This is a genomic window from Streptomyces canus (assembly GCF_001514145.1).
Taxonomy (GTDB): Bacteria; Actinomycetota; Actinomycetes; order Streptomycetales; family Streptomycetaceae; genus Streptomyces; species Streptomyces canus.
In genome coordinates this window covers 1-22,510 of sequence record NZ_KQ948680.1, presented here as the reverse complement: position 1 = coordinate 22,510, position 22,510 = coordinate 1, and the positions used below count along the sequence as shown (strand labels likewise).

At 69.9% G+C, this 22,510-nt stretch carries 18 protein-coding genes; 8 read left to right on the top strand and 10 right to left on the bottom strand.

Going from position 1 to position 22,510, the window contains the following annotated elements; all coding sequences use genetic code 11:
• Window position 1 precedes the first annotated feature (1 nt).
• From AQJ46_RS46130 to AQJ46_RS46115, 4 genes are all read right to left on the bottom strand, one after another.
• Window positions 2-862, bottom strand: coding sequence for a carbohydrate ABC transporter permease (locus AQJ46_RS46130; RefSeq protein WP_059211351.1), 861 nt, complete (start codon window positions 860-862; stop codon window positions 2-4).
• On the bottom strand, window positions 859-2,217 hold the full coding sequence (locus AQJ46_RS46125) for an extracellular solute-binding protein (protein WP_059211350.1): 1,359 nt from the start codon (window positions 2,215-2,217) through the stop codon (window positions 859-861). The genes AQJ46_RS46130 and AQJ46_RS46125 overlap by 4 nt, the downstream gene beginning before the upstream one ends.
• 113 nt (window positions 2,218-2,330) lie before the next feature.
• Complete coding sequence (locus tag AQJ46_RS46120; protein ID WP_057612029.1) at window positions 2,331-3,026, bottom strand: response regulator; 696 nt, start codon at window positions 3,024-3,026, stop codon at window positions 2,331-2,333.
• Window positions 3,023-5,053 (bottom strand): sensor histidine kinase, encoded by a 2,031-nt coding sequence (locus AQJ46_RS46115; RefSeq protein ID WP_225887608.1) that lies wholly within the window; start codon window positions 5,051-5,053, stop codon window positions 3,023-3,025. The genes AQJ46_RS46120 and AQJ46_RS46115 overlap by 4 nt, the downstream gene beginning before the upstream one ends.
• Window positions 5,054-5,173: 120 nt before the next feature.
• On the opposite strand from AQJ46_RS46115, the gene AQJ46_RS46110 reads away from it, so the two are divergent.
• On the top strand, window positions 5,174-6,580 hold the full coding sequence (locus AQJ46_RS46110) for a cation:dicarboxylate symporter family transporter (protein WP_059211408.1): 1,407 nt from the start codon (window positions 5,174-5,176) through the stop codon (window positions 6,578-6,580).
• Window positions 6,581-6,716: 136 nt separating this feature from the next.
• On the opposite strand, the gene AQJ46_RS46105 is transcribed toward AQJ46_RS46110, so the two are convergent.
• Window positions 6,717-7,334 carry a TetR/AcrR family transcriptional regulator gene (locus tag AQJ46_RS46105; RefSeq protein ID WP_079072768.1) on the bottom strand — a complete coding sequence of 206 codons (618 nt, stop codon included), beginning with the start codon at window positions 7,332-7,334 and terminating at the stop codon, window positions 6,717-6,719.
• 111 nt (window positions 7,335-7,445) lie between these two features.
• Between AQJ46_RS46105 and AQJ46_RS46100 the strand changes: the two genes are divergently transcribed.
• Window positions 7,446-9,116, top strand: a complete 1,671-nt coding sequence (locus AQJ46_RS46100) for an MFS transporter (protein ID WP_059211348.1) — start codon at window positions 7,446-7,448, stop codon at window positions 9,114-9,116.
• Between the two features lie 76 nt (window positions 9,117-9,192).
• Window positions 9,193-9,996 (top strand): DUF2127 domain-containing protein, encoded by an 804-nt coding sequence (locus tag AQJ46_RS46095; RefSeq protein ID WP_059211347.1) that lies wholly within the window; start codon window positions 9,193-9,195, stop codon window positions 9,994-9,996.
• A gap of 291 nt (window positions 9,997-10,287) precedes the next feature.
• Here the strand turns inward: AQJ46_RS46095 and AQJ46_RS46090 are convergent, their stop codons facing one another.
• Window positions 10,288-11,199 (bottom strand): NAD-dependent epimerase/dehydratase family protein, encoded by a 912-nt coding sequence (locus AQJ46_RS46090; protein WP_079072774.1) that lies wholly within the window; start codon window positions 11,197-11,199, stop codon window positions 10,288-10,290.
• 45 nt (window positions 11,200-11,244) lie between these two features.
• On the opposite strand from AQJ46_RS46090, the gene AQJ46_RS46085 reads away from it, so the two are divergent.
• The 5 genes from AQJ46_RS46085 to AQJ46_RS46065 all read left to right on the top strand — a co-directional run bounded on the left by AQJ46_RS46085 (window position 11,245) and on the right by AQJ46_RS46065 (window position 16,420).
• Window positions 11,245-11,754 carry an Lrp/AsnC family transcriptional regulator gene (locus tag AQJ46_RS46085; RefSeq protein WP_208617102.1) on the top strand — a complete coding sequence of 170 codons (510 nt, stop codon included), beginning with the start codon at window positions 11,245-11,247 and terminating at the stop codon, window positions 11,752-11,754.
• 29 nt (window positions 11,755-11,783) lie between these two features.
• Window positions 11,784-12,212, top strand: a complete 429-nt coding sequence (locus AQJ46_RS46080) for a MerR family transcriptional regulator (protein WP_059211407.1) — start codon at window positions 11,784-11,786, stop codon at window positions 12,210-12,212.
• A gap of 14 nt (window positions 12,213-12,226) precedes the next feature.
• On the top strand, window positions 12,227-12,541 hold the full coding sequence (locus tag AQJ46_RS46075) for a thioredoxin family protein (RefSeq protein ID WP_059211406.1): 315 nt from the start codon (window positions 12,227-12,229) through the stop codon (window positions 12,539-12,541).
• 119 nt (window positions 12,542-12,660) lie between these two features.
• Entirely contained in the window at window positions 12,661-14,949 is a 2,289-nt protein-coding gene (locus AQJ46_RS46070; RefSeq protein ID WP_079072767.1) for a HelD family protein, read from the top strand.
• 55 nt (window positions 14,950-15,004) lie between these two features.
• On the top strand, window positions 15,005-16,420 hold the full coding sequence (locus tag AQJ46_RS46065) for a cytochrome P450 family protein (protein ID WP_059211343.1): 1,416 nt from the start codon (window positions 15,005-15,007) through the stop codon (window positions 16,418-16,420).
• Between the two features lie 41 nt (window positions 16,421-16,461).
• On the opposite strand, the gene glgB is transcribed toward AQJ46_RS46065, so the two are convergent.
• The 4 genes from glgB to AQJ46_RS46045 all read right to left on the bottom strand — a co-directional run.
• Window positions 16,462-18,957: a 1,4-alpha-glucan branching enzyme gene (gene glgB / locus AQJ46_RS46060; protein ID WP_079072766.1), complete on the bottom strand. Its 2,496-nt coding sequence runs from the start codon at window positions 18,955-18,957 to the stop codon at window positions 16,462-16,464.
• Window positions 18,958-18,990: 33 nt separating this feature from the next.
• Window positions 18,991-20,379: a maltokinase N-terminal cap-like domain-containing protein gene (locus AQJ46_RS46055; RefSeq protein WP_059211342.1), complete on the bottom strand. Its 1,389-nt coding sequence runs from the start codon at window positions 20,377-20,379 to the stop codon at window positions 18,991-18,993.
• A gap of 96 nt (window positions 20,380-20,475) precedes the next feature.
• On the bottom strand, window positions 20,476-22,176 hold the full coding sequence (gene treS / locus AQJ46_RS46050) for a maltose alpha-D-glucosyltransferase (protein WP_059211341.1): 1,701 nt from the start codon (window positions 22,174-22,176) through the stop codon (window positions 20,476-20,478).
• Window positions 22,173-22,510 (bottom strand): alpha-glucosidase C-terminal domain-containing protein (locus AQJ46_RS46045; protein ID WP_225887607.1); only part of this gene is annotated, 338 nt, incomplete at its 5' end. The genes AQJ46_RS46045 and treS, both read right to left, overlap by 4 nt.

The window sequence follows — 22,510 nt, the reverse complement described above, 5'->3', positions numbered from 1 at the left end:
GTCAGACCTCCGTCCGCAGCAGGCGCATATAGACCACGGAGAAAACGGACCCCACCAGGAGCAGCAGCAGGGCCACCGCGGTGCCGTAGCCGATCATGCTGTTCTGGAAGGCCTGTTCGTACATGAACAGGGGCAGGGTCTGGCTCTTGTCGCCCGGCCCGCCCCTCGTCATCACCCAGATCAGCCCGAAGACCGACAGCGTCTGGAGGGTGTTGAGCATCAGGTTCGTGCCGATGGAGCGCCGGATCATCGGCAGGGTGATGTGCCACATCCGGCGCCAGCCGCCGGCGCCGTCGACCTCGGCGGCCTCCGTGATCTCCTTCGGTATCTCGCCGAGCGCCGCTGTGTAGACCAGCATCGAGAAGGCGGTGCCGCGCCAGACGTTCGCGAAGGACACCGCCAGGATCGGCAGGGTGAACAGCCAGTTCTGGGACGGGAGATGGAGCAGGTCGAGCAGGGCGTTCAGAGTGCCCTCCTTGCGGAAGAAGGCGTAGAGGAGGAACCCCGCGACGACCTCCGGGAGCACCCACGCGGTGATGACGATGCCTCCGGTGAGTGTGCGCACGGGCTTCGAGGCGCGCTGCATGAGCGCCGCCAGGGCCAGGCCCAGCGTGTTCTGCCCGATCAGCGACGACACGACCGTGAACACCAGCGTCAGCCATACGGCGTTGAGGAACTCCTCGTCCTGGAAGGCCGTGCGGAAGTTCTCGAAGCCGACGAAGGACGACTCGGCCTGACCGGTCAACTGCAGGTCGGTGAAGGCGATGTAGGCGCAGTAGGCGATGGGACCGGCGAGGAAGAGGAGCAGCAGGACGAGTGCGGGCGTGACCGGGAGGGCGCGGGCGAGGGAGCGCCGGTTCACTTTTCTATCACTTGGTCGTCCGTGGCCTCCTTGAGCGAGTCGTCGTAGTTCCGGGCCGCCTCCTCGACGGAGGTGTCACCGGTCGTCACGCCCTCCATCGCCTCCTGGATCGCGGTGGAGACCTTCGGGTACGCCGGGTAGGCGGGCCGGTAGTGGGTGCTGGCGACCAGATCGGTGAAGAACTTGATGCCGGGCTGGGCCTTGGCGTACGCGGGGTCCGCGGCCACGTCCTCGCGTACCGAGATGCCCGAGTTGGCGATGTACCACTTCTGGGCGTTGGCCTTGGTCTGCATCGTTCTGATGAACTCGAAGGCGAGGTCGGGGTTGGCCGCCTTGGCGGGGACGGCCCAGGTCCAGCCGCCGGACATGCTCACCTTGCCGGGGGCCTGGCCGTGCTGGGTCGGCATGTACGCGAGCCCCAGCTTGCTCGACCACTCGGGCCATTCGTGTCCGCTGCCGGGCAGCCAGTCCTGCGGGAGCCAGGAACCGTCGAGATTGATGCCGAGCTTGCCCTTGGGCAGCAGGTCGCCCCGGACGATGGTCTGGATGTTGGGGTCGAGGGCGGTGGACACGTCCGGGCCGAGCTTCTCCCGGTAGACGGTCTCGACGAAGGAGAGGGCGTCCTCGAAGCCCTGGCTGCCGGCGATCCACTTCTTCGCGGCATCGTCGTACAGACGGTCCTCGGTCCCGTACAGCAGCATCTCGAAGCCCTGCATGGCGGCGGCCTCACCCGCGGGTTTGCCGGTGTAGACGTTGAGGGGGGTGACGTCCGGGACCCTGCGCTTGATGGTGCGGGCGGCGTCGAGGACCTCGTCCCAGGTCTTCGGCTGCCAGTCGGCGGGCAGGCCGGCCTTGGCGAAGATCCCCTTGTCGTACCAGAGACCCCGGGTGTCCGTGCCGTCCGGGACGCCGTACGTCTTGCCGTCCTCGGCTTTGGCGGCGGCCTTCGCGGTGTCGATGAACCGGTTCCAGTCGGGCCATTTGGCGAGGTAGGCGTCGAGGGGCTTCAAGTACCCGCTGGTGATGTCGGAGTTGATGAGGAAGGTGTCCTCGTAGACCAGGTCGGGGGCGGTTTTCGCGGAGCGGAGCATCTGCTGCAGCTTGGTGTAGTACTCCGAGTCCGGGGCCTTGATCGGGACGAGCTCGACCTTCTTGCCGGGGTTCGCCTTCTCGAACTGCTTCTTCATGTCCGCGAGGTAGTCGTCCATGACGTGGATCGAGTTGTCCGTGGACTGCTTGAACGAGACCTTCACGGTGTCCGGATCGCTGCCGGAACCGCCGCAGGCGGTGAGGGCGGATGCGGCGAGGGCGGTGGCGAGCAGGGAGGGGAGTACGGCGGTGGGGCGCACGGGCATGACCTCCTACGGGCTCACGTCGTTGTGGCCGGGACGGCTGCCGTGTGAACGTAAGAGGAGTGGTCTAGTCCCGTCAATGACCGTGCACGGGCTCGGACTTACCGACCCCGGACCTACTGCTGCCCCTGCCCCCTGACCCACCGGTACTGCAACTCCGGCCGCCCCACCGTCCCGTACTGCGGACTGCGTGCCGCCCGGCCCGCGTCGACCAGGTGTTCCAGGTAGCGGCGGGCCGTGATCCGGGAGATCCCGACCACCTCGGCCAGGCCGGTCGCGGTGAGCCCCTCCGCGCAGTCCCGCAGGGCCACCGTCACCCGCTCCAGGGTCGGGGCGCTGAGCCCTTTGGGCAGGGCGGCCGGGCCCGGGGCCCGGAGCGTGGCCAGCGCGCGGTCCACCTCGTCCTGACCGCTCGCCTCACCGGCCGACGCATGGAACTCCGCGTACCGGATCAACCGGTCGCGCAGGGTGGCGAAGGTGAACGGCTTCAGCACGTACTGCACGACACCCAGCGAGACGCCCTCGCGGACGACCGTCAGATCCCGGGCCGAGGTCACCGCTATCACGTCCGCCTGGTGTCCGGCCGCGCGCAGCTGACGGGCCAGTTGGAGGCCGTGCCCGTCCGGCAGATGCAGGTCGAGCAGGAGCAGGTCGACGGCCGTGCGGTCCAGGAGACGGCGGGCCTCCGCGCCCGTGTGCGCCTTGCCCACGGCCGTGAAGCCGGTGACGCGGTTGACGTACAGGACGTGCGCGTCGGCGGCGACCGGGTCGTCCTCGACGACCAGGACACGGATGGGCTGCTGGGTGGTCATACGTCGCCTCCGGGGGCCGTGGCACCGTGGGGGACCGTAGCGCTGTCTGCGGCCTTGGGGGTCTTGGGGGCGGTGAGGGTTTCCGGGCCGGTGGCGTGCTCGGGAGCCGTCGTGTTGTCGGGGGTGGTGGCGGTCTCCGGGGCCGTGGTGTGTTTGGGGTCGGTGGTGGTGTCTGTGGCCCTGGGGGTCTTGGGGGCGGTGAGGGCTTCCGGGCCGGTGGCGGTCTCCGGGGCCGTGGTGTGCTCGGGGTCGGTGGTGCTGTCTGCGGTCTTGTCGTTCTTGGGGGCCGTGGCGTGTTCGGGCGCGGTGGAGTCATCGGGCGCGGTGGCCCTCCCCGCGGCCATGGCGCCCTCAGCGACGGTGGCGCTCTCCAGAGTCGTCGTGTCCTCCGGGGCCGTGGCATCCTCAGGGCCACTGGATTCGCCCCCCAGGGGCAGCCGTACCTCGAACTCGGCGCCGCCCCCTTCGGCCTCCGTCACGGTCAGGGTGCCCTTGCAGCGGTTGACCGCCTGCCGGACGAGCGCCAGGCCGAGCCCGCGCCCGCCCGGACCCGCCGGCTTCGTCGAGAAGCCCCGTTCGAAGACCGCCTCCGCGTGCGCCGGGTCCACCCCGGCCCCGGTGTCGGACACCCGCAGCACCAGTTCCGAGCGGTCCGGATCGGCGTACGCCGTCACCGTCACCCGCGCCCGCACGCTGCCCTGCGCCGCGTCCACCGCGTTGTCGATGAGGTTGCCGAGGATCGTGACCAGGTCCCGGGCCGGAAGGCTCTCCGGCAGCAGCCCGTCGTCCAGGCGGCTGTCCTCCGACACGACCAACTCCACGCCGCGTTCGTTCGCCTGCGCGGTCTTGCCCAGCAGCAGGGCGGCCAGGACGGGCTCGCCGACCGCCGCCACGACCTGGTCGGTCAGCGCCTGCGCCAGCTCCAGTTCGGCGGTCGCGAAGTCCACCGCCTGCTCCGCGCGGCCCAGTTCGATCAGGGAGACGACCGTGTGCAGCCGGTTCGCCGCCTCGTGGGCCTGGGAGCGCAACGCCTGGGTGAAGCCCCGCTCGGAGTCCAGCTCGCCCATCAGGGACTGGAGTTCGGTCACATCGCGCAGGGTCACCACGGTGCCGCGCTGCTCTCCGCCGGAGACCGGGGAGGTGTTGACGACCAGCACCCGCGAGGACGTCAGATGCACCTCGTCGACCCGTGGCTCCGAGGCGAGCAGCGCACCCGTCAGCGGCGCCGGCAGCCCGAGATCGGCAACCGACCGCCCGATCACCCTGTCCTGCGGGGACACCCCCAGCAACTCCCGTCCGCCGTCGTTGATCAGCGCGACACGGTACTGCCCGTCCAGCATCAGCAGCCCCTCGCGTACCGCGTGCAGGGCGGCCTGGTGATAGTCGTGCATCCTGCTGAGCTCGGCCGCGTTCATGCCGTGCGTGTGGCGGCGCAGGCGGGCGTTGACGACGTACGTGCCGATGGCGCCGAGCGCGAGCGCGCCGCCCGCGACGGCGAGCAGGGCGGTGAGCTGGCCCTGCACCCGCTCGCTGATCTTCTCGACCTGTATACCGGCGCTGACCAGGCCGATGACCTTCCCGTTGTCGTCCTTGACCGGGGTGACCGCGCGGACCGAGGCGCCCAGGGTGCCGGTGTAGGTCTCCGTGAAGGTCTCGCCCTTGAGCGCACGTTCGGTGTTGCCCAGGAAGTGCTTGCCGATCTGGTCCGGGTCGGGGTGGGTCCAGCGGATGCCCTGCGGACTCATGATCGTGACGAAGTCGACCTCGGTGTCGGCCATGACCCGCAGCGCGTAGGGCTGAAGTGCGGCCGTGGGTTTCGGCGTGCCGATCGCCTCGCGCACCGACGGGGAGTCCGCGACCGCCCGCGCCACGGCCCTGGCCTGAACCCGCGCCGCCTCCTCGGCCTGACCGCGGTCACTGACGTACGTGAACAGCGCGTACCCCGCCACGACCACGGCGATCAGCACGGCCTGCATGGCGAAGAGCTGGGCCGCGAGGCTGCGGGGTCTCGGTACGGGGATGCGCATGTCGTCAGTCTGCCTCCCTGGCTGATTGTGAACTAAATGAACGGAAGGGTGACCGCCCTCACAGGGCGGGAGATAGTCACGGCATTCCTTCAAAGCCCGGACGTGAGCCGCACGCCGGTCATGCCGACGAAGACGTCAAGGAGGGCAGCCGTGGCCGCCAGCACCCCCGATACGGCACCCGCAGTCAAAAAGGACCGCACTCACTACCTCTACATCGCGGTGATCGTCGCGGTCGCCCTCGGTATCACGGTCGGCCTGGTCGCACCCGACTTCGCCGTGGAGCTCAAGCCCATCGGTACCGGGTTTGTGAACCTGATCAAGATGATGATCTCGCCGATCATCTTCTGCACGATCGTGCTCGGTATCGGATCGGTACGGAAGGCCGCCAAGGTCGGCGCCGTCGGCGGTATCGCGCTCCTCTACTTCACGATCATGTCGCTGGTCGCGCTGGGCATCGGCCTGGTCGTCGGCAACATCCTGGACCCGGGTACCGGCCTCGCCGTGACCGACGCGGTCAAGGACGTCGGCCATGCGCAGGTCGACGCGGAGGCCAAGGACACCACCGAGTTCCTGCTCGGCATCATCCCGACCACGTTCGTCTCCGCCTTCACCGAGGGCGAGGTGCTCCAGACCCTGCTGATCGCCCTGCTCGCCGGTTTCGCGCTGCAGGCCATGGGTCCGGCCGGAGCACCGGTCCTGCGCGGTGTCGAGCACATCCAGCGGCTCGTCTTCCGCATCCTCGCCATGGTGATGTGGGCCGCCCCGATCGGCGCCTTCGGCGCGATGGCAGCCGTCGTGGGTTCCGCGGGCGTGGACGCGCTCAAGGACCTCGCGCTCCTGATGGTCGGCTTCTACATCACCTGCTTCCTGTTCGTGATCATCGTGCTCGGCACCCTGCTGCGGATCATCGCGGGCCTGAACATCCTCACGCTCTTCAAGTACCTGGGCCGTGAGTTCCTGCTGATCCTGTCGACCTCGTCCTCCGAGTCCGCGCTGCCGAGGCTCATCGCGAAGATGGAGCACCTGGGCATCAGCAAGCCGGTCGTCGGCATCACGGTCCCGACCGGTTACTCCTTCAACCTCGACGGCACCATGATCTACATGACCATGGCCTCGCTGTTCATCGCCGACGCCATGGGCACGCCGATGTCGATCGGTGAGCAGATCCCGCTGCTGCTCTTCCTGTTCGTCGCCTCGAAGGGCGCCGCCGGTGTCACCGGTGCCGGTCTCGCGACCCTGGCCGGCGGTCTCCAGTCGCACAAGCCCGCGCTGGTGGACGGCATCGGCCTGATCGTCGGCATCGACCGCTTCATGAGCGAGGCGCGCGCCCTGACCAACTTCGCGGGCAACGCCGTCGCCACCGTCCTGATCGGCACCTGGACCAAGGAGATCGACCGCGAGCGCGTCGACCAGGTGCTCGCCGGTCACCTGCCCTTCGACGAGAAGACGCTCCTCGACCACGATGACGACGCGGTCTCGGCGGACATCCCCGAGCAGGGCGGCGAGAAGGAGCTGGCCAAGGCCTGAGCGGCCGGACGCCGGTGGCCGAACGGCCACACAGAGCTGAGCCGGGCCCGACCTGAACCCGGGCCCGGCTCCCGCCCCGGGCGGCCGAGTACTCCCCCGTAGCTCGGCCGCCCGGACCCACTCCCCGAAGAACAGCTCAGTCGCTCAGTTTCGCCACCAGCGCGGTGGCCAGAGAGGCGGGTACGCCCGCCGCGGTCAGAACGGTGACCGCGGTGGAGCGGCCCGCCTCTTCCGCGTCCAGCAGCCCGTCGTTCACCGCCTCCATCACCGCGAACATCATCTGCTCGTGGACGTACGCCAGCGCGGGCGCGGGCAGCGGTGAGACGAAGACGCCCGTGTCCAGGCCGCGCCGGAGCAGCTCGGTGCAGGCCTCGCGCACGGGGGCGAGGCGCTCGCGGATGCCCTGCACGGTGACGCTGCGCTGGGCGAGCGCGACCAGGATGCGATAGCGGTCGGCGACCTCCCAGACCGCGAGCACGGAGCCCGCCACGGCCTGCGCCAGGTCCTCGGCCCCCTCGCGTCCCGCCGCGTGCGCGGCCGCCACCGCCTCCACGGCCCCGTCGACGAGCGTGCCGATCAGCGCCTCACGGCTCGGGAAGTGGCCGTACACGGTCCGTCGTACGACACCCGCGGCGCGCGCGATCTGGTCCATGGACGCGTCGGGGTCGCGCAGCAGCTCGGTGAGTGCGACATCGAGGATGTGGCGGCGGTTGGCTTCGGCGCGAGGTGAGTGGCCCGTGGTCATGGGCGTCATTGTGCCCCTCCCCGACTGAACTTGCACATGGTTGTGCAGCAGGCGTACATTGCGCAGCGTTGAGCAAATGCACATCACTGTGCAAGTCTGCCGAGGAAGGCCACCCCTGCCATGCGACTCGTCATGACCGAACCGGTCGAGAAGATGGAGCGCCCCTACGCCCGCCGCTGGTGGGCACTCCTCGTCCTCTGCCTCAGCCTGCTGATCATCGTGATGGCGAACACCGCCCTCACGGTCGCGGCCCCCGACATGACCGAGGACCTCGGTCTGTCCAGCGCCGACCTCCAGTGGGTGATCGACGGCTACACCGTCCCGTACGCCGCGCTGATGCTGCTGTTCGGCGCGATCGGCGACAAGTACAGCCGCCGCGGGGCGCTGCTGCTGGGGCTCGGAGTGTTCGGGGGCGGCGCGGTCTTCGGCTACCTCGCCGACAGTGCCACGACGGTCATCGCGGCCCGCGCGGTGATGGGCACCGGCGCCGCGATGATCATGCCGGCCACGCTGTCCCTGCTCGCCGCGACCTTCCCGCGCGGTGAGCGGGCCAAGGCGATCACCGTGTGGACCGCCACCTCCGGCGTGGCGATCGCGGCCGGTCCGCTGGTCGCGGGCGCACTCCTGGAGCACCACGCCTGGACGTCCACGTTCCTGATCAACGTCCCGATCGCGGCCGTCGCCGTCGTCGCCGCTCTCGTCCTCGTCCCGCCGTCCAGGGCCGCGAAGCACGGTCGTATCGACTACGTCGGCGGTCTGCTGTCGGTCGTGTGGATCGGCGCCCTGATCTACATGATCATCGAGGGCCCGCACTTCGGCTGGCACGCCAAGGCTCTTGCCGCCGCCGGGGTCGCGGCCGTCGGTCTGGTGCTCTTCGTCGTGTGGGAGCTGCGCCATCCGCGCCCCCTCGTCGACGTCCGCCGCTTCACCGACCGCGGCTTCGCGGGCTCCAACCTCGCCGTCGCCCTGTTCTTCCTGGCCGTCTTCGGCGCCTTCTACTACCTCACCCAGCACCTCCAGTTCGTGCTCGGCTACAGCGCCCTGGAGACCGGCCTGCGCATGCTGCCGCTGGCCGGCGCGGTCTTCGTCGGCTCGGCCCTGACCGGGTTCCTCACCCCGCGGGTCGGCATGAAGTGGACGGTCACCGCGGGCATGGTCGGCGGCACGGCGGCCCTCGCCCTGCTCACCCGGATCGACGCGGGTTCGTCGTACGGCGATTTCGTCGCGCCCCTGATGGTGCTGGGCCTGGCGATCGGCCTCGCCCTCTCGCCCGCCACGGACGCGATCATGGGAGCCTTCCCCGAGTCCGAACTGGGCGTCGGCGGCGCGGTGAACGACACCTCGATCGAGCTCGGCGGCTCGCTCGGCATCGCGATCCTCGGCTCGCTGCTGGCCACCTCGTACGCGGACCACCTCTCCGACGCCACCGCCGGCAGCAAGCTTCCCGCCTCGACGCTGGACGCGGCGCAGGACTCGGTCGGAGCCGGATACACGGTCGCGCAGGGCATCGGCGAGCGGGCCCAGCAGGTCGCCGCGCAGGCCGCCCGGGCCACCGACCCCCAGCAGGCGGCCCAGCTGAAGGCACAGGCCGGGCAGCTGGCCTCCGGTGCCCGGCAGATGGCGGACGCGGTCGGCTCGTCCTTCTCCGACGCGGTGGCGCACACCAGCCTGATCGGGGCGATCGTGCTGGGCGTCGGCACGGTGGTGGTCGCGGTGCTGCTGCCCGGTCGCAAGGCCGCGGAGCCCGCTGCTCAGAACGCTGAGGAGAAGGAGCTGGTCGGCACCCGCTGACTCACCGAACTCTTACCCGGCCCCACTAGCGTGCCGTCCCCGGACGGCACGCTTTTCCATCGGAGGCACACGGGGGATGAAGATCGACTGGGACCGGCGCACCTGTGCACGCCGCGGCCATGTGACGTACGCGCCGGACGAGCCCCTCCTCCGGGACCGGCTGTACGCCGAGACCGCCCTGGGCGGGGTGTGGCGCTGCCTGCGCTGCGGCGACTTCGCCCTCGGCGAGCCGCACGGCTCGGGGCCCGCGGACCACGCGCCCCTCGTGCCGCGCGGCAAGGTGCTCAGGGACCTGTTCATCCTGCGCTTCCTCGCGCTCGAACGGGCGGTGCGCGGGGTGTTCATCGTGCTGGCCGCGGTGGCGGTGTGGAAGTTCAGCAACAGCCAGGACGCGGTGCGCCGGCTCTTCGACGAGTATCTGGACGTCTTCCGGCCGGTGTTCCGGCACTTCCACTACGACCTCGACCACTCACCGGTCGTCGGCACCGTCCAGAAGACGTTCGGGTACGAGCACCACACCCTTGTCCTCGTGGCCGTGCTGCTGCTGGCGTACGCCGTCATCGAGCTCGTCGAGGCGGTCGGCCTCTGGTACGCCAAGCGCTGGGCTGAGTACCTGACGGTGGTCGCGACCGCCGCCTTCCTGCCGTTGGAGATCTACGAACTCACCGAGCGCATCAGCTGGTTGAAGATCGCCACACTGTTCCTCAACATCCTCGCCGTCCTCTACATCCTGCTGGCCAAGCGTCTGTTCGGCCTCCGCGGCGGTCACCGGGCCTTCGAGGAGGAACGGCAGAGCGCGTCGCTGCTGGAGGTGGAGGAGGCCGGCGGGCTGAGCGAGCTCAGCGCATCGGGTCACGCCCCCGGGCCCACGGGTCGGTGATCTCCGGGAGCAGCGTCAGCGCCTCGCGCAGCTGCGCCGGGCTTGGGCGGGGCGCCTGTGGGGGTGCCGGGTCAGGTTGTTGGGCGGGTGCGGGCCGGTGGGGGCTGGTCGCGCAGTTCCCCGCGCCCCTGGGGAGTTGCAGCCGCTCGCGCCACGACGAACCGTTCGCCACCCCGCGCGCCACGACGAATCGGTAACCACCTCACGCGCCACGCCGGGTCGTTGGCCGTATGCCGTGCCCAGGCCGATCGCGTTCGCCCGCAGCCCAACCCCAGGGTGCCGTACCGGATCTCAGGCGGCGGTGCCGAGTGTCTCGGCCACCGCCCGTGGTAGCCATTGCCGTGCGTCGCCGAAGGTGAACCCGAGGCGGGTGGCGCGGAAGTTGTCCATGCCGTAGGAGCGGGTGAAGGAGAACGGTGAGACCTCGCCGAGCTCGACCAGTTGGAGGACGGTCTTCCCCTCGGGGAAGTGCGCGGCCACCGCCCTGCACAACTCCTCCGTGCCCAGCAGCCCGTGGGAGGCCGCGTTGACGGGGCCGGTGAAGTCCTGGCCCACCGTCCAGGCGAGGAAGTCGGCGATCTCCTCGACGTGGATGTAGGTGGCGGGCTGGTTGTCCACCGGGACGGCGATGGGCTCGCCGGTGCGGATACGGTCCGCGTAATGGGCGAGCCGCCCGGTGAAGTCGTCGTCCCCGCCCAGGACATGGGCCACGCGGACGGTCGTAAAGGGAAATACGGCGTCGGCGGCGAACACGGATTCCGCCTGTCGCTTTCCTTCTCCGTAATGGGAGTCGAGGAATTCGGGGTCGTCCCAGGGAAGTCCGAGATCGACGGGTACGGTCGCCGGGTCGACGGCGTCCTCCCGGACGAGGGCGATCGAGTCCTCGTACTCGTACACCTCCACGGTCGAGGTCATCACATAGCGGCGGGTGCGTCCGGCGAAGACCCGGCGGGCGACCGCCGCCTGGCGCGGGGTGTAGCAGACCTGGTCGACGACGACATCGAACGTGCGGGAGCCCAGAGCGCTGCGCAACGAGCCTTCGTCGTCGCGGTCCGCGACCAGGTGAACCGCCCCGCGAGGGGGTGCGGACGAGCCCCGGTTGAGGACCGTGACCCGGTCGCCCGCGGCCAGCAGCCGTGCGATCAGCCGCTTGCCGAAGTAACGGCTGCCGCCGATGACCAATACCTCTCGTGGGGTTTCCATGACCATAATTCTCCCGGCGTATGTCCACGTATTGAAGGGGGAACCATGGGAGTTCGGGAAGTACCACCGAAAGAACCATGGCATCTGCGCGCCACCGCCGACGAAACCTCGGTGGCCTTCGACGCGCTGGACCGGCAGATCCTGGAGCTCCTCCAGAGCGACGGCCGGATCAAGCTCAGCGAGCTGGGCCGCAGGGTGCGGCTGAGCCCGGCGGCGGTCACCGAGCGGGTGCGGCGGCTCGAGGCGGCGGGCGTGATCAGCGGCTACGGCGCCCACGTGGTCCCGGCCCGGCTCGGCTACGGCATCCAGGCGTTCATCCGGGTCAGCCCGCACGGCGGCTACAACCTCAGGCATCCGAGGACCCTGGAGCTGATGGAGCGCCCCGAGGTCACCGAGGTGCACCACGTGGTCGGCGAGGACTGCTGGATCCTCAAGGTCGCCGTCCGGGACACGGTCCACCTGGAGGACGTCCTGGAAGAGGTCTCCACCCTGGGCCGCACGACGACGTCGATCGTGCTGACCTCTCCGGTGCAGCGCAAACCGCTCTTGCCTTGACGTCGGCGTCAAGGACTACGTTCGTGGGCATGCGAATCGGCGAGCTGGCCGCACGGGCCGGGACCACGACGCGGACGCTGCGCTACTACGAGGCGCGGGGCCTGCTGCCCGCGCGGCGCGGCCACAACGGATACCGGACCTACGACGAGGACGACCTGAAGCTGCTCCGGCAGATACGGACGCTCCAGGACTTCGGGTTCGACCTGGAGGAGACGCGGCCGTTCGTGGAGTGTCTGCGGGCCGGTCATCCCGAGGGCGATGCGTGCCCCGCCTCGCTCGCGGTCTACCGGCGCAAGCTCGGTGAACTGGACGCGCTGATCGGTGAGTTGCAGTCCGTGCGGGCCCAGGTCGGGCAGCAGCTGGAGCGGGCCGAGCGGGCGCGGGACGGGCTGGCCGCCGACGCGGAGGTTCCGGGTGGTCCGGAGCCGCAGTGCGAACTGGGAGGGATCCACAGGTGATCAGGGCAGCGGGTGTGGCAGAAGTGACGGACACGGACTTCGAGACGGAGGTGCTCGGCTCGGAGCTGCCGGTGCTGGTGGAGTTCACCGCCGACTGGTGTCCGCCGTGCCGGCAGATGAAGCCGGTGCTGACGGCTCTCGCCGCGGAGGAGGGCGAGCGGCTCAAGGTGGTCCAACTGGACGTCGACACCAATCCGCTGACCACGAACGCCTACAAGGTGCTGTCGATGCCCACCTTCATGGTGTTCCGGGGCGGGGAGCCCGTGCGGTCGATGGTGGGGGCGAGGCCCAAGCGGCGGCTGCTGGAGGAGCTGACGGACGTCCTGTGACCTGACGCAATACAGAGAAATCCCCCGAGCGATTGCGCTCGGGGGATTTCTCTGCGTATATTCAATGATTCGCGACTTCATATGTATTGGGTCGCAAAGAAGCTCAGTGAGCACAGTATATCCGGGCGGGAGTGGAATTGTCAAACACCGGTTTTCCGGACGATGAATTGCGGCAGGAGCAGGAATTCATCGACGGGCTGTACGCACATGTGGACGCCCTGCGCGGCGACACCGAGGTCTCCGTCACGGACGCGCTCGCCCAGGGCAACACCCCCATGCAGGCGCGCCTGGAGCGGGACATCCTGGTCGCCGAGCGCTCGGGGCTGCTGGCCGCGCTGAACGCGGTCGACGGCTCGCTCTGCTTCGGCCGGATCGACCTCACCTCGGGCACCACCCACCACATCGGCCGGATCGGACTGCGCGCCGAGGACGCCGAACGCACCCCGATCCTCATCGACTGGCGAGCCGGCGTCGCCCGCCCCTTCTACCTGGCCACCGGTCACACCCCGATGGGCCTGCGCCGCCGCCGGCACATCGGCACCGAGGGCCGCCGGGTGACCGACCTGCACGACGAGATCCTCGACCTGGGCGACCAGGAACGGACCGGTCACGAGGACCCGACCGGCGACGCCGTGCTGCTCGCCGCGCTCAACTCCGCCCGCACCGGCCGCATGAGCGACATCGTGCAGACCATCCAGGCCGAGCAGGACGAGATCATCCGTGCCCCCCACCGCGGGGTGCTGGTGGTCGAGGGCGGCCCGGGCACCGGCAAGACGGCCGTCGCCCTGCACCGGGCCGCGTATCTCCTCTACGAACACCGGGAGTTGCTGGCCAAGCGTGCCGTGCTGATCGTCGGGCCCAACCCCGCCTTCCTCGGTTACATCGGCGAGGTGCTGCCCTCGCTGGGCGAGACCGGCGTGCTGCTCGCGACGGTCGGGGAGCTCTTCCCCGGGGTGAAGGCGACGGCGACCGACAGCCGCGCGGCGGCCGCGGTGAAGGGGCGTGCCGCCATGGCGGACGTCCTCGCCGACGTCGTACGCGACTGGCAGGCCCTGCCCGACCCGGTGATCGCGATCGAGCACGACCGCGAGATCCTCATGCTCGACGACGGCCTGGTGAAGGTCGCCCGCGAGCGCACCCGGGCCGCCCGGCTGCCGCACAACGCGGCCCGTGAGCACTTCGAGGGCCACATCCTCAACACGCTCACCGACATGGTCGCCGAACGCATCGGCACGGACCCGTTCGACGGGACGAATCTGCTGGACCCGAGCGACATCACGCAGATCCGCGATGAACTCGCCGAGAACCCCGAAGTCTGGGCCGCCATCGACCAGTTGTGGCCACGTCTGACCCCGCAGCGGCTGGTCGCGGACTTCCTCGCCGATCCGGTCGGCTACCTCCCCGACGAGGACGCGGCCGCCATCCGCCGCCCGGTGACCCGGGGTTGGACGGTGGCGGACGTCCCCCTGCTCGACGAGGCGGCCGAACTCCTCGGCGTGGACGAGCGGCTGGCCCGGGCCCGGGCCGAGCGCGAGCGGGAGACGCAGATCGCCTATGCGCAGGGCGTGCTGGACGTGTCGTACGCCTCGCGGACCTACGAGTTCGACGACAAGGACGAGGAGGACTCCGAGGTCCTGTCCGCGCACGACATCATCGACGCCGAGCGGTTCGCCGAACGGCAGGAGGAGGACGACCACCGCAGCGCCGCCGAGCGCGCGGCGGCCGACCGCACCTGGGCGTTCGGGCACATCATCGTCGACGAGGCGCAGGAGTTGTCGCCCATGGCCTGGCGGCTGCTCATGCGGCGCAGCCCGACCCGTTCGATGACCCTGGTCGGCGACCCGGCGCAGACCGCGGAGGCGGCGGGTGTGGGTTCCTGGCAGAAGATCCTGGAGCCGTACGTCGAGGACCGCTGGGAGCACGCCCGATTGGGCGTCAACTACCGCACCCCGGCCGAGATCATGGAGCTCGCGGCCGCCGTGGTGCGGGCCTCGGACCCCGGCTTCGAGCCGCCGAGTTCGGTGCGGTCGACAGGGGAACGGCCGTGGGTGCGCGCCACGGACGACCTCCCCGGCGCGGTCGCGGAGGCGGTGAAGGAGCTGACCCCCGCCGAGGGGCGGCTCGCGGTCATCGCCCCGCGTCATCTGCACCGCAGGCTGGCGGCCCGGCTCGACGGGGTGACCGCGGGCGCGGAGCCGGATCTGACGCGGACCGTCGTACTCCTCGACCCCCGGCAGTCGAAGGGGCTCGAATTCGACTCCGTGCTCGTGGTCGAGCCGGGGCTGTACGGCACGAGCGACCTCTATGTGGCGCTGACCCGGGCGACCCAGCGGCTGGGGGTGCTGCACACGGGCCGGCTGCCGAAGGCGCTGGCCGACACATCCGTATCGGGGATCACCGAGCCGTAACAGTTCCTGTCATGGTCACTGCGTGTGCACGGCCGGTGCGGTAAGCGTGTGCGGTATGGAAGCCCACTCCCACGCGACCCCGCCGGCCGACGGCCCCACGCTCGGGTCGCTGCCCGTCGAGCCGCTGCTCACCGCCGAGTTCGACGTCGACCCCGGCGCGGTGTACGAACGCCTGCGCAGCACCTACGGGCCGGTCGCGCCGGTCGGTCTGATGGGGGTGCCGGTGTGGCTGGTACTCGGGTACACCGAGGTCACCGAGGTGCTGCGGAACGAGAGTCTGTGGCGGCGGGACATCCGGTACTGGCGGGCGCGGGCCGAGGGGCGGCTGCCGCAGGGCTGGCCGTTGCTGGCCGGTTACGAGGTACGGCAGATGATGTTCATGGACGACGACGAGCATCTGGGGGCCCGGCGCACCCATCACTCGGCGCTGAGCCCCTTCCAGGACGCGCGGAGTCCGGAGGGGTGGCAGCTGCGGGCCGCCGTCGCACGGTACGCCGACGAGCTGGTCGGGATGCTGGCGGCGGAGTCCGGGTCCGTGGGGTTCGCGGATCTCGGGGCGCAGTACACGCGGCCCTTGCTGCTCATGGTCACGACCAAGCTGTTCGGCTGTCCTGTGGAGTTGGGCGACGAGCTGGTCATGGATCTGTGGCGGATGCTGGACGGGGGGCCGGACTCGGGGCCCGCGACGGCGCGTGCCCTGGGAGCCTTCACCCGTCTCGCCGCGCATCGCAGGGCCCGGCCGGGTGACGATCTCACGTCCTACATGCTGCTCGCGGATCCGGGGTTGAGCGACGAGCAGCTCGGGCGGGAGCTGTTCATGAACGCCGTGTATCTGAACGACATCACCGGGAACATGGTGCTCAACACACTGCTGGAGGTGCTGCGGGGGAACGCGACGGTCCGGCGGAGCCTTTCGGCCGGGCAGCTGGGAGAAACGGTCAACCGGGCGGCGCTGGCGAATCCTCCGGTGGCCAACATGTGCTTCCGGTTCGCCGCGCGGGACGTGCGGCTGGGGGAGGTGTGGGTGCGGGCGGGGGACGCGGTGTCCCCCTCCGCCGCGGCTGCCCATCGTGACCTGCTGGCGATCAGCTCGTCCCACCTGGTGGGGTCGACAGTGTCCACCCGGGCGCATCTGGGGTGGGGGGCCGGGCCGCATCAATGCCCCAGCGCGGCGCGTGAGTTGGGCGGGATGATCGTGGCGACCGCGGTCGGACGCGTCCTCGACCACTTCGCGCGCGCGGAACTCACCCTGCCGCCCGACCAGTTGCCCTGGCGGTCGGGGCCGGTGGTGCGGGGCCTCAGACTGCTGCCGGTGCGCTACGAACTGCGCGAGGGGGTGCTAAAGGCGCCGCGGCCGGAACCGGCCGATCCGTCCACCGCGCCGACCGCCGACGGATACGCCCGACGGCTGCTCACGGTGCTTCGGCGGCTCATGCCCGGAGGCAAGGAAGAAGACCGGATCCTTCCGTAAGGGATTCCACCTTTGCCTGGCGCAGGGTGAGCGGGCGCGGTTCAGGCCGGCCGCAGCCACACCGTCCCCAGCGGGGGCAGGGTGAGCTGGATGCTGGCCGGGCGGCCGTGCCAGGCCTGGGGGTCCGGCTTCACGATGTCGGGGTTGGTGACGTCGCCGCCGCCGTACTTGGCGAGGTCGGTGTTCAGGGACTCCAGCCAGGCCGGGACGTCGTCCGGGGCGCCCAGGCGGTAGTTGGGGCGGACCACGGGGGAGAGGTTGGAGACCGCGAGGAGCGGGGACCCCTCCGCGTCGTAGCGGAGGAAGGCGAAGACGTTGTCCTCGGACGCGTCACCCACGATCCACTGGAAGCCCGACGGGTCCGTGTCGCGCTGCCAGAGGGCCGGGGTGTGGCGGTAGACGACGTTCAGGTCGCGGACCAGGTCACGGACGCCCCGGTGATCGGCCTCCGCGCCGTACCCCGGGCTCAGGAGCCACCAGTCGGGACCGCGCGCCTCCGACCACTCCGCGCCCTGGGCGAACTCCTGGCCCATGAAGAGGAGTTGCTTACCGGGATGGGCCCACATGAAGGCCAGGTAGGCACGGAGATTGGCCCGCTGCTGCCACCAGTCGCCCGGCATCTTGGAGACCAGTGAGCCTTTGCCGTGCACGACCTCGTCGTGGGAGATCGGCAGGACGTAGTTCTCGCTGTACGCGTACACCATCGAGAACGTCATCTCGTGGTGGTGGTACTTGCGGTGCACGGGTTCATGGGACATGTAGTCCAGCGAGTCGTGCATCCAGCCCATGTTCCACTTCAGGCCGAAGCCGAGACCGCCGAAGCCGCCCGGACCCATGTGGTGCGTCGCGCGGGTGACCCCGTCCCAGGCCGTGGACTCCTCCGCGATCGTCACCACGCCCGGGACCCGCCGGTAGACCGTCGCGTTCATCTCCTGGAGGAAGTCCACCGCGTCCAGGTTCTCCCGGCCGCCGTGCACGTTCGGGACCCACTGGCCCGGCTCGCGCGAGTAGTCGAGGTAGAGCATCGAGGCGACCGCGTCGACCCGCAGGCCGTCGATGTGGAACTCCTCGCACCAGTAAACGGCGTTCGCCACCAGGAAGTTGCGGACCTCACGGCGGCCGTAGTCGAACTCCAGCGTCCCCCAGTCGGGGTGGGCCGCGCGCAGCGGGTCCTCGTGTTCGTACAGGGTGCGGCCGTCGAACTCGGCGAGCGCCCAGTCGTCGCGCGGGAAGTGAGCCGGCACCCAGTCCATCAGTACGCCGATACCGGCCTGGTGGAGGGCGTCGACGAGGTACTTGAAGTCGTCGGGGGTGCCCAGGCGGGCCGTGGGCGCGTAGAAGCCGGTGACCTGGTAGCCCCAGGAGCCGCCGAAGGGGTGCTCGGCGACCGGCATCAGCTCGACGTGGGTGAAGCCGAGGTCCTTGACGTACGCGGGGAGCTGCTCGGCGAGCTGACGATACGTCAGTCCGGGTCGCCAGGACGGCAGATGGATCTCGTACACCGAGAAGGGGGCCTCGTGCGCGGGGGCGCCCTCCGCACGGCGGGCCAGCCATTCCGCGTCCTTCCACTCGTGGTGCGAGGCGTGGATGATCGAGGACGTGTTGGGCGGGACCTCCGTGCGGCGGGCCAGCGGGTCCGCGCGTTGGGTCTTGGAGCCGTCGGGACGGGTGATCTCGAACTTGTACAGCTCACCCTCGCCGACACCGGGCACGAACAGCTCCCAGACGCCGGTGGAGCCGAGCGAGCGCATCGCGAACGCCGACCCGTCCCAGAAGTTGAAGGTGCCCGCCACCCGCACACCGCGCGCGTTCGGCGCCCACACCGTGAAGCGGGTGCCCGTCACGCCCTGGTGGGTCATGGGCTGCGCGCCCAGCGCCGTCCACAGCTGCTCGTGCCGGCCCTCGCCGATCAGATGCAGGTCGAGGTCGCCCAGCGCGGGCAGGAAGCCGTACGCGTCCTCCGTGTCCTGGACCGTCCCCTCGTACTCCACGAGCAGCTGGTAGGGCGGGACCTCGAGCAGCGCCAGCAGGCCGGAGAAGAAGCCGCCGCCGTCGTCGTGCAGCTCGGCCCGCACGTCCCCGGCCACGACCGTGACGGCCCGGGCGTACGGGCGGAACACCCGGAAGGCCACCCCGCCGGGGACCGCGTGCGCGCCGAGCACCCCGTGCGGGTCGTGGTGGGTGCCCGACAGCAGCCGGTCGCGGTCGGCGGCGGGTACCTCCGGTGAGACCGGGATCGCCGCGGGTACCTCCGGTGGCGACGCCGGGACCGGTGCGGCGACCTTCTTCGCCTTCGCGGTCCCCTTCTTCGCGGTCTTCGCGGCGGTCTTCTTGGTGACCGACTTGCTGACGGCGTTCTTCTCGGCGGCCTTCTTCGCCACGGCCTTCTTCGCGGGCGCCTTCTCGGCCACCGGATCCGGGTTCTTCGCGGCGGTCTTCTTGGTCACCCCCTTCTCCGCGGCCTTCTTCACGGTCTTCGCCGCTTTCGCGGCAGACTTCTTCGGGTCCGAACCGCTGGGGGTGGGGCGGGGGGTCACTGGCGGAGCCTCCTCGGCGAAGGTCAGGTCGGGTCAGATCGGGTCGGACGACGCGTACCGCGCCACCGCGGCCATCGGTACCTGCAGCCAGTCCGGGCGGTGCCGGGCCTCGTAGACGACCTCGTAGATCGCCTTGTCGGTCTCGTACGCGCGCAGCAGCACCGGATCGGTCCGCGGGTCCACGCCGCTGACCTCGGCGTATCCGGAACAGTACGCGGCCCGGCACGCCTCGGCCCAGCCCGGTACCGGCAGGTCGGTCGAGTGTGCCGCGTAGTCGAAGGAGCGCAGCATCCCGGCGATGTCCCGCGCCGTGGGGTGCGGCAGCCGGCGTTCGGAGAGCGGCTTGGACGGCTCGCCCTCGAAGTCGATCAGCGACCAGTGCCCGGTCGCCGAGCGCAGACACTGGCCGAGGTGGAGGTCGCCGTGGATGCGCTGGGCGGTCCAGGTGGTGCCCTCGGCGGCGAGATCTCCCAGCGCGGTGAACGCGGAGCGCAGGCCCGGCGCGTACGGCCGGAGCGCGGGGACCGCCTGTACGGCCGCCTCAAGCCGCTCGATCATGCCGTCGACGAGCAGATGCAGCTGCTGGTGCCCCAGCGTCACGGTCGGCAGCGCCCGGGCGAGCGCGGTGTGCACCTCGGCGGTGGCCCGCCCGAGGGCATGCGCCTCGGCGCTGAAGTCCTCGCCCTTGGCGAGCTCCCGCAGGGCCAGCTCCCAGCCGTCCGAAGCGCCCTGCACGAAGGGCTGGAGCACCGCGAGGGTGTACGGCTCTCCGGCCAGCTCCGCCTGCAGCCACCCCGTCGGCGCGGGCACCCGGGGGCAACCCTCCCGGGCCAGGGCCCGCGGCAGCTCCAGGTCGGGGTTGACGCCGGGCACGACCCGGCGCAGGAGTTTCAGGATGAACGTATCTCCGTAGACGATCGACGAATTCGACTGCTCGGCGGTCATCACCCGGGCCACCAGACCCTCCCGGATCTCCTGGTGCGGGTCCCGCTCGAAAGACAGCCCGCCGATCCGGTTCCCGGAGCGGATCGCTTCCAGGAGCAGTTCGGCGGGCAGTGGGTCGTAGAGGGCGTCGTACGCGGTACGGCCGGTGAGCGGGCCCTCCTCGACATGGCCGATCAGCGCGGGCGCCAGCCGGGGCGGCAGCGCCTCGCGCAGGCCTATGAGGAGCTGGTAGCAGTCCCCGGGGTGCGTCGGGGCGCCCACGGTGAGCGGCTGGTGGGCACGCACCAGCAGGTGGTACAGACCGAGCTTGGCCGTGGGCGGCAGCAGCTCGGTGGCCGCCACCAGCGAGAACCCGGTGACCGGGCGCCCCTTGCCCGCGAACCAGCGCTGCCGCGGCAACCACTCGCGCAGAAGTGGATCAAGCGAGGCGAGGAGGCCTGGACTTGTCGTGGCGGTACGGGTGACGGCTTCCGACATGGCGTGGCGTCCTTTCCCCGGGCTGGCTGATCGGGGTGTTACTGATGCGTGCCCCGGGCGGGGCGGTGGAAACCGACTCGCCCGGGTCCTCATCGGCTAAACAGCGTCCTTGCGGAGCCGGAACCAGTAGAAGCCGTGCCCGGCGAGGGTCAGCAAGTACGGCAGCTCACCGATGGCCGGGAACCGCACCCCACCGAACAGCTCGACCGGGTGCCGTCCGTTGAAGGCACTCAGATCCAGCTCCGTCGGCTGCGCGAACCGGGAGAAGTTGTGCACGCACAGGACCAGATCGTCCTCGTACTCCCTCAGGAACGCGATCACCGCCGGGTTCGACGACGGGAGCTCGGTGTAGGAGCCGAGGCCGAAGGCGACGTTCTGCTTGCGGATCTCGATCATCCGGCGGGTCCAGTGCAGCAACGACGAGGGCGACGCCATCGACGCCTCGACATTGGTGACCTGGTAGCCGTGGACGGGGTCCATGATGGTCGGCAGATAGAGCCGCCCGGGGTCGCAGGAGGAAAACCCTGCGTTACGGTCCGGTGTCCACTGCATCGGGGTGCGTACGGCGTCGCGGTCGCCGAGCCAGATGTTGTCGCCCATGCCGATCTCGTCGCCGTAGTAGAGGATCGGCGAGCCGGGCAGGGACAGCAGCAGGGCGGTGAAGAGCTCGATCTGGTTGCGGTCGTTGTCGAGGAGGGGGGCGAGCCGCCGGCGGATGCCGATGTTGGCGCGCATACGCGGGTCCTTCGCGTATTCGGCCCACATGTAGTCGCGTTCCTCGTCGGTGACCATCTCCAGGGTCAGCTCGTCGTGGTTGCGCAGGAAGATGCCCCACTGGCAGTTCGACGGGATGGCCGGGGTCTTGGCGAGGATTTCGGAGACGGGGTAGCGGGATTCGCGGCGGACCGCCATGAAGATGCGGGGCATCACCGGGAAGTGGAACGCCATGTGGCATTCGTCGCCGCCGCTCTCGAAGTCGCCGAAGTAGTCGACGACGTCCTCCGGCCACTGGTTCGCCTCCGCCAGCACCACCGTGTCCGGATAGGAGGCGTCGATCTCCTTGCGGACCCGCTTGAGGAACTCATGGGTCGCCGGCAGGTTCTCGCAGTTGGTGCCCTCCTCCTGGTACAGGTAGGGCACCGCGTCGAGGCGGAAGCCGTCGATGCCCAGGTCCAGCCAGAACCGCAGGGCGGAGATCATCTCCTCCTGCACGGCCGGGTTCTCGTAGTTGAGGTCCGGCTGGTGGGAGAAGAAGCGGTGCCAGTAGTACTGCTTGCGGACCGGGTCGAAGGTCCAGTTGGAGGCCTCGGTGTCGACGAAGATGATCCGGGCGTCCTGGTACTGCTTGTCGTCGTCGGCCCACACGTAGTAGTCGCCGTAGGGACCGTCGGGGTTGGCCCGGGACTCCTGGAACCACGGGTGCTGGTCGCTGGTGTGGTTCATGACGAAGTCGATGATCACGCGCATGCCGCGGTGATGGGCGGCGTCGACGAACTCCACGAAGTCGGCGAGGTCACCGAACTCCGGCAGGACGGCGGTGTAGTCGGAGACGTCGTAGCCGCCGTCCCTGAGTGGAGATTTGAAGAACGGCGGCAGCCACAGGCAGTCGACGCCCAGCCACTGCAAGTAGTCGAGTTTGGCGGTCAGGCCCTTGAGGTCGCCGACGCCGTCGCCGTTGCTGTCCTGGAAGGAGCGGACGAGGACCTCGTAGAAGACGGCCCGCTTGAACCAGTCCGGGTCCCGGTCCTTGGCAGGGGTGTCCTCGAAGGTGTCGTGGACGGGCTCGTTGACGATCATGTTGTGGGTGACCCTCCGATCTGCGGGGTGGACGGTCGCAGGACGGTGAGGATGTGCGCGGGGCGAGTGCCCGGTTCGAGACGCACGTAGTTCGCCCTGCCCCAGTGATAGGTCTCACCGGTGAGCTCGTCGCGCACCGGCACCGACTCGTGCCATTCCAGGCCGAGTTGCGGCATGTCCAACGAGACCGTGGCCTCCTGGGTGTGGTGCGGATCGAGGTTCACGACCACCAGAACCGTGTTCGAGCCGCTCCGCTTCGAGTACGCGATCACCGCGTCCTTGTCCGCGTGATGGAAATGAAGGTCGCGCAACTGCCGTAGAGCCGGGTTGTCCC

Bases quoted from the DNA above. Each gene is read 5' to 3' on its own strand.
- AQJ46_RS46085 (WP_208617102.1), top strand. From the start codon at position 11,245: ATGGGAGTTCGGGAAGTACCACCGAAAGAACCATGGCATCTGCGCGCC.
- AQJ46_RS46080 (WP_059211407.1), top strand. From the start codon at position 11,784: ATGCGAATCGGCGAGCTGGCCGCACGGGCCGGGACCACGACGCGGACG.
- AQJ46_RS46110 (WP_059211408.1), top strand. From the start codon at position 5,174: ATGCCGACGAAGACGTCAAGGAGGGCAGCCGTGGCCGCCAGCACCCCC.
- AQJ46_RS46105 (WP_079072768.1), bottom strand. From the start codon at position 7,334: ATGACGCCCATGACCACGGGCCACTCACCTCGCGCCGAAGCCAACCGC.
- treS (WP_059211341.1), bottom strand. From the start codon at position 22,176: ATGATCGTCAACGAGCCCGTCCACGACACCTTCGAGGACACCCCTGCC.
- AQJ46_RS46055 (WP_059211342.1), bottom strand. From the start codon at position 20,379: ATGTCGGAAGCCGTCACCCGTACCGCCACGACAAGTCCAGGCCTCCTC.
- AQJ46_RS46090 (WP_079072774.1), bottom strand. From the start codon at position 11,199: ATGGAAACCCCACGAGAGGTATTGGTCATCGGCGGCAGCCGTTACTTC.
- AQJ46_RS46120 (WP_057612029.1), bottom strand. From the start codon at position 3,026: ATGACCACCCAGCAGCCCATCCGTGTCCTGGTCGTCGAGGACGACCCG.
- AQJ46_RS46065 (WP_059211343.1), top strand. From the start codon at position 15,005: ATGGAAGCCCACTCCCACGCGACCCCGCCGGCCGACGGCCCCACGCTC.
- AQJ46_RS46100 (WP_059211348.1), top strand. From the start codon at position 7,446: ATGCGACTCGTCATGACCGAACCGGTCGAGAAGATGGAGCGCCCCTAC.
- AQJ46_RS46125 (WP_059211350.1), bottom strand. From the start codon at position 2,217: ATGCCCGTGCGCCCCACCGCCGTACTCCCCTCCCTGCTCGCCACCGCC.
- AQJ46_RS46095 (WP_059211347.1), top strand. From the start codon at position 9,193: ATGAAGATCGACTGGGACCGGCGCACCTGTGCACGCCGCGGCCATGTG.
- AQJ46_RS46115 (WP_225887608.1), bottom strand. From the start codon at position 5,053: ATGCGCATCCCCGTACCGAGACCCCGCAGCCTCGCGGCCCAGCTCTTC.